At 69.9% G+C, this 14346-nt stretch carries 4 protein-coding genes and 2 pseudogenes (1 of these 6 only partly in view); all 6 read right to left on the bottom strand.

Annotation, left to right across the window (positions count from 1 at the left end; genetic code table 11):
• Positions 1-14: 14 nt before the first annotated feature.
• A complete protein-coding gene (locus ACWEO7_RS05090; protein ID WP_450017369.1) occupies positions 15-428 on the bottom strand; it encodes a cupin domain-containing protein in 414 nt (137 codons plus the stop codon).
• Between the two features lie 15 nt (positions 429-443).
• Entirely contained in the window at positions 444-2276 is a 1833-nt protein-coding gene (locus ACWEO7_RS05085; protein WP_452420901.1) for a thioesterase domain-containing protein, read from the bottom strand.
• Positions 2273-4222, bottom strand: a complete 1950-nt coding sequence (locus ACWEO7_RS05080) for a thioester reductase domain-containing protein (protein WP_452421065.1) — start codon at positions 4220-4222, stop codon at positions 2273-2275. The genes ACWEO7_RS05085 and ACWEO7_RS05080 overlap by 4 nt, the downstream gene beginning before the upstream one ends.
• 102 nt (positions 4223-4324) lie before the next feature.
• Positions 4325-4372 (bottom strand): annotated as a pseudogene (locus ACWEO7_RS05075) (hypothetical protein); the annotation flags it as partial.
• Positions 4373-4392: 20 nt separating this feature from the next.
• Positions 4393-14193: pseudogene (locus ACWEO7_RS05070) on the bottom strand (SDR family NAD(P)-dependent oxidoreductase); the annotation flags it as partial.
• Positions 14190-14346: the end of an SDR family NAD(P)-dependent oxidoreductase gene (locus ACWEO7_RS05065; RefSeq protein WP_452420899.1), read on the bottom strand. The gene runs 21533 nt beyond the window's last position; 157 of the gene's 21690 nt are visible here — the last part of the coding sequence; its start codon lies off the right edge, out of view; its stop codon occupies positions 14190-14192. The gene ACWEO7_RS05065 and the pseudogene ACWEO7_RS05070, both read right to left, overlap by 4 nt.

Here is a 14346-nt window from a genome sequence, read left to right as displayed (position 1 = left end):
CGGCATTCGCCCGCTCACGACTTGCCTTCCAAGGTGTGCGGCAGCGGCGCCACCTGCACGATCGGCGGATCGCACTCGTCCCACGGCTTGGTGAGCATGGCGACGAAGGTCAGCGGGGTGATCGAGTACACGGTGTGCATCACCCCGATCGGCGTGCGCGTGCAGATGCCCTTGCCCACATGGATGAACTCCTCCGGGCAGTCCGGATCCTCGTGGTCGTCCTTGGTCACCAGCACGCCGTTGCCCTCGACGAACAGCAGGTACTCGACGAAATGCGGGTGGTAGTGCAGGCCGCGCACCTTGCCGGGGTGCATGTAGATCAGGTTGAACTCGAGCAGGGGTTCCGGCGGGACCCAGGTGAAAATGCCACCGCGCCCGTCGCGGACGGTGTCGAGGTTGCACGACGGGGTGAGGACTTCGACCTTCATTACTGCATCCCTTCATCAGGCGGATACCGCGTCTGGGCGGACAGCGGCGAGCTTGTCCGCGAGCGAGTCGAGCAGCGCTGCCCGCTGCTCGACGAGAAAGAAGTGGCCGCCGGGCAGCAGCTCGGTGGAGCGCAGTCCCGGCAGGACGTCGCGCCAGGCCTCCAGCTGGGAGGTCGCGACCTGGCGGTCGTCGCGACCACCGAACAGGTGGGCCGGGCACGACGGCGCGGCCGCGGGTGTGAATCGGTAGTCGTCGAAGATCTCGAAGTCGCTGCGCAACGCGGGCAGGAACAGCGCCATCACCTCCGGGGTCTCGCGAACCTCCGGCGGGATGCCGCCGTAATGGCCGACCGCCGCGACGAACTCGTGGTCCGGCAGCTCCGACAACCGACCCGGCCTGGGAAGATGCGGAGCCACCGCGCCACCGAGGAACAACGCGCGTGGCGCGATCCCTTCGGGCAGGCGGCGGGCGACCTCGTAGGCGGCCAATGCGCCGAGGCTGTGGCCGAAGAACGCGAACGGAAGATCGGTCAGCGGCAGCACCGCGGTCAGCGCGCTCTCGACCAGATCGGTGAATCGCCGGATCGGCGTCTGCGCCAGATGCCGTTGGCGGGCGGGCAGTTCCAGAACGCACAGCTCGACCCAGTCGGGCAGCTGGCGCCGCCACGGCGTGTAGGCCGCCGCCTTACCGCCGGCGAAGGGCCAGCAGAACAACCGCAGGCTCGGCGGCGCGGCGCTCTTGCGGTGGATGGTCAGCGCCTGCGCCTCGCGAATTGGTTGCGCCGCAACCGCCGTCGGAGATGTCATCGCGGCCGGAACAGCCGTAGCGGGTTTCGGTGCGACCGGCACAGCCGTTCTCGGTGTGACCGGCGGAGCCGCTGTCAGTGCGGCGGCCGAGGAAACCGCCGAGACCGCCTCAACCGGAGCGGCTTTCGATAAGGGCAGCGCACGTACATCAGCTACCGTCGCGATCCGGGTCACCGGGGCATCCAGCGTCGCGAAGAACTTCGACAGCGGAGCCGACGGGCCCACCTCGTAGCGGGGTGTGCCCGAGCGCAGCAACGCTCGCATGTTCGCCGTCCAGCGCACCGGGGCGGAGATCTGGCGGACCAGATGCTCGGCGACGGTTTCGGGCCGATGGAACTCCCCGGTGTAGTTCGAGGTCACCGCGACCGCGCGCTCGGCCCGCATGCGCGGTGCGCATTCGGCCAGATGCCCGGCGAACTCGTCCTCGATGCCGCGCATCCAGCGGGAGTGGAACGGCGCGCTGACCCGCAACGGGACGAACCGCAGTTCCGGGAAGCGCTCGCCGAGCACGCCACGTGCGGCCGACACAGCGTCGCGTTCACCGCTGATGACCAGCTGATCGGTGGAATTGTCGTTGGCCACCTCGACGCCCGCCTCGGCCACCAGATCGGTCACCCCCGAGTCGGCGATGCCGGGCAGGATCAGCGCGGCCATCGCGCCCGCGCCCTCCGGCACCGCGCGCTGCATCAGCGCGCCGCGCGTGCGCACCAGCCGTACCCCGTCGGCGAGATCGAAGACACCCGCCGCGACCAGCGCTGCATACTCGCCGAGACTGTGCCCGCCGAAAGCGACCGGCTGCCAGCCGGATTCGCTCACCAGCACCCGGTAGGTGGCGATCTCCATCGTCAGCACGCACGGCTGGGTGTACTCCGTGCGATGCAGTCGCGGATCCCGCTCGACGCAGATCCGCAGCAGGTCTTCGCCCACCGCGTCGCTGGCCTCGGCGAAAGTGTCTCGCGCGAGCGGGAATTCGGCGCAGAAATCCGCTCCCATCCCGGTGCGCTGCGCACCCTGCCCCGGGAAGACGATCGTGCAGCTCACCGCAGCACCTCCGCGGTCGGCTCGGCCCCGCGGGGCGCGGGGATGTAGCCCACCTCGGCACAGTGCGCCAGGTACACCCGCACCAGATCCTCGGTCGGCGGGCAGTCGATGCCCGCCGCGCCGAGCACCCGGCGGGTGTAGGTGCAGTCGGCGTAGGAACTCTCCTCGTAGTGGATGGTGCCGAACAGCTCGATGCCGTACTTGAACATCTCCAGGGTCTGGCTGTCGTACACCTCGTCGGTGCCCAGCCGGTAGATCTGCCGATCGGTGGCTCTGCGGTGGAATTCCTCCAGCGGCACCAATGCCACCTCGTACCCGGCGCGCTGGACGTAGCGGACCACGTCGTAGTAGCGGCGGATGTCCGGATTGGTCAGGTGGTAGGTCTCCCGGTAAGTGGCGCGGCGTGTGGCGATGTGCACGATCGCGGCGCTGACATAATCGACCGGACTGATGTCCCAGTGCACCGGCGTCAGCATCGTCTCGCCGGTCTCGATCATCGTCTTGAGGATGTCGTAGTACGCGCCTTTGACGCTGACCTCGGAGAACGGGTACCGGCCTGTCCGGCTGTCGCCCATGATGTTGCCGGGGCGAACGATGTCCCACAGCAGTCCGCGTTCGCTCGCCGCCCGGATCAGCTTCTCGGACTCGTATTTGGTCTGCTGGTAGGGCAGATGATCGTAGCCCTGGCCCAGTTCGAGATCCCGCTCGGTGAACGGCGGGTTGTTGAAGTTGAGCCGATCGCCCAGCGCGCTGAAGCTCGAGACGTACACCAGGTACTTGCCGCGCGAGCGCAACGCGAATTCCACCGCGCGACGCGTTCCTTCGACGTTGATCGGGGCCAAGGCGTCGTAGAAGGTGACCAAGGTGGTGCGGCCCGCGGCGTGGATGGTCAAGTCCACGTCGTCGGCCAGCCGCCGCCAGGTGACCTCGTCCAGGCCGAGCCGTTCGCTGGAGACGTCGCCGAGCACCGCGGTGACGCGTTCGGCGAACGCCTCGTCGAGGGTCGCCTCCGGGTCGTAGGTGCTCAGGAAGTGCTTGATCCGCTGCTCGGCCGCGGCCACGGTCTTGCCGCGCACCAGGCAGGTCACCCGGACGTCGGTGCGGGTGAGCAGATCGTGCAGCAGCTTGCCGCCCAGCACGCCGGTCACGCCGGTGATGAAGACCGACCGCACCGGGATCGGGACCTCCATCGTCACCACGGGGATGTCCTGCTGGGCCGCTGTGGCCGCGGCGGCCACGGTCGGGCGTGGGCCATCGTCGCGTGCCGTGCCGGAGATGATGCCTTCGGCCACCAAATAGTGCGACAGCGACGCGATCGTCGGATGCAGCTCGGTCGATTCCGCCGGGATCTTGACGTCGTAGTGCTTCATCAGCCGGTTGAGCATCCGTACGGTGGCCACCGAGTCGAATCCGAAGTCGGCGAATTCCGCGTCGAGGTCGAGGTCGGCCGGGTCGGTCTTGGTCAGATCGGCGAAGATCTCCCGGATGTGCTCGGCGAGCCGGTCGCACAACTCGCTGTCGAATTCGTCACCGGAGGGCTCGGTGACGGCCGGTGCGGCGACTTCGGCGGTGGGCGTTTCGACCGGTTCCGGCGGTGCCGCAACGTCGTGAAGCGCTGTGCCGTTCGGTGAGTGCCCGTTGCGCTGCTCCGACTGCGGTGGCTCGAGCTCCTGCGTGACCACCGTCTTCGCGACCACGTGCGGTGTGCGTCTGCGGTAGTCCTCGGGCACGATCCAGTACCTGCGCCGGGCGAACGGATAACCGGGCAGACTCAGGATCCGGCCGAACGGCTGCTCGTAGCCCTGTTCCCAGTCCACGGTCCATCCGCCGGCCCACAGCTCGGCGACTCGCGGCAGGTTGCCCGACCGCAGCAGGGCGCCCACTTCGGCGCGGTCGGCATCCGATTCGCCGGGCAGCTCGTCGAGGTCGCGGTGGGTGCGGGCCACGCCGCGGAAGACCAGTAGTCCCTCCGCCGGTGCGGGTGCGCTGGAATCGGCCGTGCTGTCGAGTAGTTCGACGAGTTCGGCCGTCGAGGTGGCGACCACCGCGAGGCGATGTTCGAACGGTGTCCGGCCGACGGCCAGCGTCCACGCCACATCGGGCAGAGCGGGTGATCGCGAAGCCGATCGGCGGTGCGGACGGCCAGCTCCGCCAGCCGGTCGGCGTCGCGGGCCGACAACACCACGATCCTCGGCCGCCCATCTTCCGGCGTTGCCGCGACGGGCTCGGCGTCGGTGAGGATCATGTGGGCGTTGGAGCCTCCCGCGCCGAACGAGCTGACGGCGGTGACGCGTGGTGTGCCGTCGCCGGGGCGCGGCCAGGGCGTGGGCCGGTCGATGACGTGAAACGGTGTCGCCGCGAAGTCGATTCCCGGGTTCGGCGGATCGCTGTGCAGGTTCGGCGCGATGGTGTCGTGGCGCAGTTGCAGCAGGGCCTTGACCACGCCCGCCGCGCCCGCCGCCGCTTCCAGATGTCCGACACTGGATTTCGCCGAGCCGATGCCGCAGTAGCCCTGCTCCGCCGTCGAGCGCCGGTAGGCCTTGGTGAGGGCCGCGATCTCGATCGGGTCGCCCAGCGCGGTACCGGTGCCGTGGGCTTCCACGTAGCCGATGTCGGCCGCGTCGACGCGTGCCGCGGTCAGGGCTCGGCCGATGAGGTCGGCCTGGGCGACGGGGTTGGGGACGGTGAACCCGTTGGTGCGCCCGCCGTGGTTGATGGTGCTGCCCCGGATCACGCCGTAAACGCGGTCACCGTCGGCGCGTGCGTGCCGCAGCGGTTTGAGGACCAACGTGACCACACCCTCGCCCGGCACGTAGCCGTCGCCACCCGCGCCGAACGTCCGGCAGCGGCCGTCGGTGGATGCCCAGCGGCCGTAGCCGAGCAGCAAGTACTTGCCGGGATGGATCGACACGTTCACCCCACCGGCCAGCGCGTAGGCCGCTTCGCCGCGGCGCAGGCTCTCGCAGGCCAGATGCAACGCGGTCAGCGACGCCGAGCATGCCGTGTCGACCGCGAGAGACGGTCCGGTGAAGCCGAAGTGGTAGGACACCCGATTCGCCACCGCGAAATACCCCGAGATCGGCACGCCGACGAACGCCTGATACTCGGCGTAGCCGACCCCGGCGAAGACGCCGGCATCCGGCAGGCCGCGTGCTGCGGCGCTGCGGCGTACCCGATCGGGCGAGTAGCCAGCGTCTTCCAAAGCCGCCCAGGAGGTTTCGAGGAACAGCCGTTGCTGCGGGTCCATCTCCTCGGCGTCTTTGGGGGTGATGCCGAAGAAGCGAGCGTCGAACTTGTCGACGTCATCGATGAATCCGCCCCAGCGCGCGTAGGTGGTGCCCGGTTCGTCGGGATCGTCGGACAGGTATTCGCGGTGATCCCAGCGTTGCGGCGGCACCTCGACGATGCAGTCGCGACCGGCGACCAGGTTGGCCCAGAACTCCTCGATGTCCCCCGCCATCGGGAACTTGCCCGCCATGCCGATGACGGCGATGTCCTCGGCGTCGTCCGCGTCGTCGGCGGAATGCTCGGCGGGAGCGGTGGGCTCGGAGGCGACCTTGCCCACCGGTGCGCCGCCGGATGACGCGGTTGCGGTCGTCGTGTCCTCGGTGACGGCGGCCAGCCGCGGCCCGTGCTCGTCGGCGAGGTAGCCCGCGAGGTCGCGGACGGTCTGGTATTCGAACATCAGCGTGCTCGGCATCGGTCCGAAATCGGTTTCCAGCCGGTCGTTCATCTTGCTGATCAGCACCGAGTCGATGCCGTAGTCCTGCAGCGGGATTCGGGTGCGGATCCGCTGCGGATCGAGTCGGCAGTACTCGGCGAGCAGGCCTTTGAGGTAGGTCTCGGCGGACTGCCGTCGCTGCGCGGGGTCCGGCGGTGTGGGCAGGGCATGATCAGGCGCCGCAAGTCCACGAGGCCGATCGTCGGCAGCGCGCTGGAGCGCGCTGTTGTCCTGGAGCGCAGCGGCTTTCCGGGTCGCGTGCACCGGTGAGCCTTCGACAGGTTGCGAGAATGTCGCAGAGCTATCGAGTGCCGGCTCGACCGTGGACGTGCCGGATGCCACCGGTGCGGCGGTGCTGAGCTCGCGTGGCTCCGCGCCGGTCGATGGGGCTGCGGTGCGCCGCGTCGCGGCGAGGTCCTGAGCGTCGCCGACAACGGAGCTCTGCGACGGGCGCGCCGTGTGCTCGGACGACGGGGCGCTCATGTCCGGTGCCCAGCACCGTTCCCGGTCGAACTCGTAGCCGGGCAGATGAATACGGCGCGCGGCCGGGTCGGCCCAGCCCGCATGTGAGACGTGCCCGCCCTCGACCCATTGCTGTGCCACCGCCTCCGGGTCGTCCAGCACGGTGGCAGTGTCGTGATCCGCGGCGGGGGTATCGGTCGTTCCGGTGTAGACCCCGGCAGGCCGGTCGCCGTCGGCGAAGGCGGCAAGCCGGGCCACGACCGCATCCACCGAATCCCCGACCACCGCGAGCCGATGCTCGAATTCGCTGCGCCCGACCGCGAGCGTGCGCGCGACGTCGGCGAGCGACAGGTCCGGATGCGCCGTGAGATGCCTGCGCAGCGTCCGCGCCATCCGCGACAGGCTCGTAGCGCTGCGCGCGGAGAGCACCACCACCTGCGGTTCCCCCGGCCCCGCGCGCCGTGCGGTCGCTACGACCGGTGCGCCGTCGACCACCAGGTGCGCGTTGGTGCCGCTGAAACCGAAGGAACTGATCGCGGCTCGCCGTGGCGCGCCGTCCCAGGCGCGCAGTTCGGTGTTGACGAAGAACGGCGACTGCTCCAATCCGAGCAGCGGATTCACCGAAGCGACGTGCAGCGAGGGCGGCACCTGTCCGGCGCGCATGGCCAGCAGCACCTTGAACAGGCTCGCCATGCCCGCGGCGTGCGAGGCGTGCCCGATGTTCGATTTCACCGATCCCACCGGGATGACGCCGACCGCGTCGGTGTAGCGGCGAAAGGCCGCGGTGAGTGCCTCGAGTTCGATCGGGTCGCCCAACCGCGTTCCGGTGCCGTGCGTTTCGACGTAACCGATGGTGGACGGATCGATCCCGCCGTCGCGATACACCGCCAGTTCCAGTTCGGTCTGCGAGCGAACGCTGGGTGCGGTGATGCCGTTGGTGCGGCCGTCGTGGTTGATGCCGATACCGCGGATCACCCCGTGGATCGGGTCGCCGTCGCGTTCGGCGGCGGCCAACGGCTTGAGCACCACCACACCGACACCCTCTGCGATCACGAAACCGTCGGCGTCGGCATCGAAACTCGCGCATCGGCCGCGTGGTGAGAGCATGCCCATCGATGAGGCGAGCAGGTGGTATTCGGGTGTCACGAACACCGCGACACCCCCGGCCAGCGCCAACTCCGACTCGCCCGCGGCGAGACTGCGGCAGGCCTGGTGCAACGCGACCAGCGCCGAGGAACAGGCGGTGTCCAGCCCGAGACACGGGCCGGTGAGATCCAGGTGATAGGCCACGCGGGCAGGCAGGATGGCCGGGCTGTTACCGGTGAACACATGATGGGAGCCGACCGTTCCGCGGTTGCGCAGCAGGGTGGCGTAGTCCGACCCCGGTGAGCCCGCGAACACTCCGCATCGGCTGCGCCGCAACGACTTCGGATCGATGGCGGCGTCCTCGATGGCCAGTCGGCTGTGTTCCAGGAACAACCGCTGCTGCGGGTCCATGTAATCGGCTTCGGCGGGCACCATGTCGAAGAACGCCGGATCGAACTGCTCGACGCCGTCGAGGAAGCCGCCCCACTTGGAGTAGGTCTTGCCCGGCGTCGCCGGTCCCGGACGGAAGTGCTCGGCGATCGGCCAGCGGGCGGCGGGAATCTCGGTCACCGCGTCTCGCCCGGTGGCGAGATTGCGCCAGAACTCGTCGAGGTTCGCCGCGCCCGGGAATTGCCCGGACATGCCGATGATGGCGATGTCCATCGATGCCGACCTTTCGCTGGGCCGCGCGGGCGCCGTGGCGGTTGGAGTTGCGGAAGCAGCCACGCCGGTGACGACAGCCGCGCCGCCGTCCGCGGTGGCGCCCTGTTCGGCCATGTGCCTGCTGAGCAGACGCACCGAAGGATGGTCGAATACCACCGTGGGTCGCAGCGCCAAGTCGTAGCGGGCATTGACCCGATCGATGATCTTCACCGCGAGAATGGAATCCACGCCGTACTCCGACAGCGGCAGTTCCGCGCGCACGTCGCCGCGCGCCACGCCGAGGCCGGCGGCCACGAGGGCGATGAGCTCGGCTTCCAAGGCGGCGGCGGTGCCGACCACGGTCGCCGCTTCGGTGTCCACGCGTTCCGACGGTTCCTTGATCTTCGCGAGGCCGGGTTGCGCGACGGGCACGGGCTCGGCCGATGGTTTCACGAGGTCGGCGCTCACCGCGGCCAGCAGCCGGAAACTCGGCTCCGGGTCCGCGGAAAGCCCGGGGCCCCACGCGCGAACGCCGGAGAAACCCGCGGTGGTCATGGCGTCGCGCCACTGCGGTTCGGACAGCAACGGTGAGTGCGGGAGACGCACCTCGGGATCGCGGTAGGAGTGCCAGCCTTCCAACAGCCCGAAGGTCAGAGCGAGGACCTCCAGGTCGGTGGTCGCCTCGGTGCAGGCGAGCACACCGCCCGGCGCGAGCAGCCGCCGGACGTTGCGCAATGTCGCGTCGATCGACCGCGTCGCGTGCAGGACGTTGGCACAGATCACCAGATCGGCTTGGTGCGCGGGGAACCCTTGCGCGACCGGATCCGCCTCGATGTCCAGCACCCCGAACCGCACGTGTGAGCGCGTGCCGAAGGTGCGTCGCCCGTGCGCGAGGAAACTGTGCGACACGTCGGTGTAGTGATAGTCGAACGCGATCCCGCGTTCGGTGAGCGCGTCGAGCACCGCGTGCGTGGAACCGCCGGTGCCCGCACCGACTTCCACGATCCGCACCGGCCGGGTATCGCCATCCCGCTGCGCGACCGCCGACACCAATCCGGCGAGCAAGCCGTTGGTGAAGTCGTAGGCGGCGTTGCCGCGATAGATCGCGCCGACCAGTTCGAGATCCCCGCCGGGGAACAGCACCTCGGTCGCGGACAGCTCGCCGCGCAGTACGCGCGGATAGGCGGCCAGGCAGGCATCGAGCAAGGCCACGTACGGTTCGGTCTCCGGGAAACGGGCGAGCAAGTCCGCGCGCATCCCGCTGGTGCCCGGTGGCGGGCCGGCGACTTCGATCCGGCCCTCGTGCCATCGCACCAGCCCGTGTCGCCGCAGAATGTCCAGGCAGCTGGTGCGTAGCCGGTCGAATTCGGGCCGCACACCCAGGCGCGCGTCCAGCGAGCGCGTGGTCCACTCCCCCGGCGTGAGCCCCATTCCGGCGAAGGTGGCCAGCAGCAGCATCGCCGCGTAGCGGCCGAGTTCGGCTTTACCGGGCTCCACCGTGCCCGCGGGCCGGACGGACGCGTCGAACCGCTCCACCGCGGCATCGAACCCCGCACGCGGCGGTGCGATGATCCAGTAGTCGGTGCGCTCGAAAGGATAGCCGGGCAGCGGGATTCGTTGCCTCGGGCCGCCGCGTCCACGCCAGTCGACATCGGCGCCCGCGACCCACTGCCTGGCCAGCTCCTCCTCGCCGGCCGCGGGCGCGTACAGCGGTGGCCGGGTGTGCGCGTCCACGGTGCCGGTGACCACAGGGCCGAGCTGGTCGGTGCCGAACCGGTCCAGCGCGTCGGCCACCTCGAGCGGCGAGGACGCGACCACCGCGAGCCGGTGGGCCAGTGCGGGCCTGCCCACTTGCAAGGTGCGCACCGCGTCGAGGAAATCCGCGGGGTCGAGGGTGCGGAAGTGCCGTGCCATGATCTCGGCGTAGCGGCGCAGCCGCTCCGGAGTGCGCGCGGACAGCACGAAGATCTCGGGTTCACCGGTGGCGGCCGGACGCACTCGGTCGTCGATGAACTCCGCGAGCACCACGTGAGCGTTGGCGCCGCCCGCCCCGAAGGCGCTGATACCCGCGCGCCGCGCCACCGCGACGCCGTCGACCGTGCGGCGCGGCCAATCCTCCAGTTCACGCGGTAAGTGGAACGGCACCGAGTTGAACGCGATGGCCGGATTGACCTGTGCGGCATGCAATGTCGGCGCGATCAGGCCGTGGCGCAGCTGCAACAGCACCCGGGTGAGACCCGCGACGCCCGCGGCCGCTTCCAGGTGGCCGATGTTCGACTTCGTCGACCCGAGTGCGCGGGAGCGGCCGCCGCCGGTCTCGCCGAAAGCGGCGGCCAGCCCGGCTATTTCGATCGGATCGCCGAGCGGTGTCCCGGTTCCGTGCGCCTCGAGGTAGTCGATCGTGGCGGGGTCGACCCCGGCGGCGCGCAGGGCCTCGCCGATCACGTCGGCTTGTGCCCCGGGATGCGGCACGCTGTATCCGGAGGTCTGCCCGCCGTGATTCACCGCGCTGCCGAGGATCAAGCCGTGGATGGTGTCACCGTCGGCGCGGGCGGCCGACAGCGGCTTCAGATACAGCACCCCGACGCCTTCGCCGGGCACATAGCCGTCGGCGCTCGCGGCGAAGGGCCTGCACCGGCCGCTCTCGGACATCATGCCCAGGCTGTGCAGCAGCAGGAATTTGTCCTCGTGCAGCAGCAGGTTCACCCCGCCGACGAGCGCCGCGTGGCATTCGCCGTCGAGCAGGCTGCGCCGCGCCAGATGCAGTGCGGTCAGCGACGCCGAACACGCGGTGTCCACGGTGAGGCTCGGTCCGCGCAGACCGAGGGTGTAGGAGGTGCGGTTGGCGATGGACGACGGGATCGAGGCCACCGCGACCGGATCGCCGTCGCGGCTGGCCGCCACTCCGAGCAGCCGGTAGTCGCTCCAGGTGGCGCCTACGAACACACCCACCCGGCGGTCTCGCACGGCCGGGTCGGTGTGGTGGTAGCCGGCGTGCTCCAGCGCCGCGTACGCCTGCTGCAGGAACAACCGCTCCTGCGGGTCCAGCAGCGGCGCCTGAACCGGCGGGATGCGGAAGAATTGGGGGTCGAAACCACCCACGTCACGCAGGAATCCGCCGGTCATCGGTGGCGCGCCGGGCGTGCCTCGGGCGGCGGTGAGCCACCAGCGTTCGGCGGGGACCGGGCCGACCGCGTCGTGTCCGTCGCGCAGATTGCGCCAGAACTCCTCGATGTCCTCCGCGTCGGGGTAGCGGCCGCTGATTCCGACGATCGCGATGGGCTCCTCGACGGACTTGCGATGCTCGTGGACCGCCACGGTCGTGTGATGCGCATCTACCGGCGCGGGTGGCGCGTCGGACGGTGCGGTTGCCGGTTGTAGTCGTGCTCGCAGGATGTCGCTCCGGCCCCATACCGCGGCCAGATGTGCGCGGTGGAGCGTCGCGCAGGACACCAGCAGGTCCAGTCCGGTCGCGGTGGGCAGCAGTCCCACACCGGCGCGCCGCAGCGCCGCGATCTGCTCGGCGGGCGGACGCATGCCGCCCTCGGCCCACAGCGGCCAACCGATGCTGATCGTCCTGCTTCCGGCTCGGTCGCGCTGTTCGCCGAAGATGTCGAGATAGCGGTTGGCCGCCGCGTAATCGGCTTGCCCGGGGTTGCCCAGCACCGCGGAGACCGAGGAGAACAACACGGTCAGGTGGGTCTCCGGCAACGCCCGCGTCAAGTGCTCGACGCCGTAGACCTTCGGTGCGAGAACGGTTCTCGCGTCGTCGCGGCTGCTGCCGGACAGCAGTCCGTCGCGCAACTGACCAGCACCGTGGTAGAGCACGTCGACCGGCCCGAAGGTTGCGTGGGCGATCGCGGCGACGCGTTCGGCGTCGGCCGCGACCGACACGTCGGCGCGCACGTGTACGGCTTCCGCGCCGAGTTCGCCGAGCTCGGCCAGCAGTCCCGCGGCCGCCGCGTCGAGCGGACGGCGCGATACCAGCACCAGCCGTGCGCTGTGCTCGGCGGCGAGGCGGAGGGCCAGGTGCCGGGCGATCCCGCCGAATCCCCCGGTGACGACGACCACCGATCCCGTGCGCAGCACCGCCTCGCCGGAACTCGGCGTGGCATCGGTGAGCGGGCGGGTCCGGCGGATCTGGCGTTCCGCGCCGTGGTAGCGGATCTCGGTGGCGGGGTCGCGTTCGTCGACGCCCAGCTCGGTGGCCACGATGTGGTCGATCGGCCGGGCCGGGTCGCGTTGGATGGCCCGCAGCACCGGTTGCGGCTGTTCCAGCCGCAGTGTGCGCGCCGCACCACCCAGGAGGGCGCAACTCGATTCACCCGCGGGTGTCGCCGGTGTGAGAGCCAGCACCAGCCGCACCGGCGGTTCGGACACTCCCCCGACCGCGCGCAGCAGATCGCGCAGCGGCAGGTACACCCGTTCGATCAGCGCCTGCGGGTCACTGTCTGTCGTTTCGGGCCATAAATACACCGCTGCGTCGAAACGCAGCCGCCGGGCCGTCAGCTGGTCGGCCAGCAGCTCCATGTGCCGTGCGTCCGCCGGGTCGACGACGAAAGCGTCTGTACCGGAGACGAACTCGCCACCGGGACGGACTCGGATGACAGTCACGGCCGCGCCGTGCGGGTAAGGGTGCTCTGCGGTGTCGAAGACGAGCAAGCTGGTGGGTTCCCGACGCGGATGCGTGGTGGTGTCGGTCTCCCAGTCGAACCCGAAAACGACGAGGTCGTCCGCCACTACGGATTCCGGCGACGCGACCTCGTCCACTGTCGGCGGGGCCGCCACCTCGGCGACCACGGTGGATTCAATGGGCACGGTGTCCGGGGCCGAGGTGGCGGGGCGGTAGTTCGCGCCGACGATGTCGGCGAGATGTCCGGCGAGCGCGTCGATGGTCTGGTACTCGAACAGCAGTGTCGGATACAGCGGCTCGCCGACCCTCGCCTCCAACTCGGCGGTCAGCCGCAGCAGACGACCGGAATCCAAACCGAGCTCGTAGAAACCGACATCGGTGGCGATCCCCGCGGCGTCAGCGCCGAGTTCACCGGCCACGAGAGCGGCCAGATCGGCGGTGATCACCGCACGCGGATCACCCGAGACCACCGGCACAGTCGTCGGGCGCGGCGCGGCTTGCCCCGGCGATACCGCCTCCGGCCGCGTCAGCAACCGCTGGATATCCGCGCTGCCACGCACACGCTTGGACGTCAGCCGATACCGCGCCACCGGCGCCCCATCCCGGTCGTAGAGCGCCACATCGGCTTCGAGCAGGTCCCCGCCGTGCCCGCCGCCGCGGACCGCCGCCCGCACGAACACCTCCTCGGGAGTCGCGCGCCAGGCTCGGACGTCGCCGAAGAAGATGGGGATGAACGCGCTGTCGTCGTCCACGCCGAGCCGCTGCGGATCGATGAACGGCACGATCGTGGAGGCGTCGAGGAACGTGGGATGCAGCAGGAAGCCGGGCAGATGCGCCGCGGCCTCGGGACCGAGACCCAGCGTCGCGGTGACCACATCGTCGCGGCGGACGAAATGTCCGGTGGCACGCATGAATTCGCGATGATCGATACCGCGGCCGCCGGTCTGGGCGTACAGCTCCGCCATGCCGCGCGCATGCGACGCCGCCCGGAACTCGGCCGCATCGATCCCCGGCGGCTGGTCGGCGGAATCGGACCGCAGCACAACGCATTCCGCGACGGGCTCGATCGCTCCGACCGGCACGCCTTTCGCGTCCAGGCTCTGTACGTCGATGGCGATCCGGCCGGTCGGACGATCGACGCGGAACGCGATGCGCACCGCGCCGTCGTCGGCGAGGGCGACCGGACGCTGGAACAACGCCTCTCGGATCGTCAGCTCGCCGGGCCGGTACCCGGCCGCCATCGCCGCGCGCAGGATCATGTCGAGATACACCACGCCCGGCAGGATCCGCACACCGTGCACGCGATGGTCGCGCACCACCGGGTCCTCGGCGCGCAGGGTGGTGGCGAAGCTGTCCAATTCGATCCCGCTCATCGCAGCGGCTCCACCTGGAGGAACGACGGTGCGGGCGCGCTGATCGGCACCACGATCCGCGGCGCGGGCTCCGTCGATGTACTGGGAACCGTTTTCGGAAGCATGAAGCTCCTCTTGCGTTTCGGCAGCATGAAGCTCCTCTTGCGGAAGGCG

The sequence above is a fragment of the Nocardia sp. NPDC004260 genome (assembly GCF_053603155.1).
This window is presented reverse-complemented; position numbering and strand designations above follow the sequence as displayed.

Excerpts from the sequence above, each read along its gene's own strand:
- ACWEO7_RS05090 (WP_450017369.1), bottom strand. The coding sequence starts at position 428 with ATGAAGGTCGAAGTCCTCACCCCGTCGTGCAACCTCGACACCGTCCGC.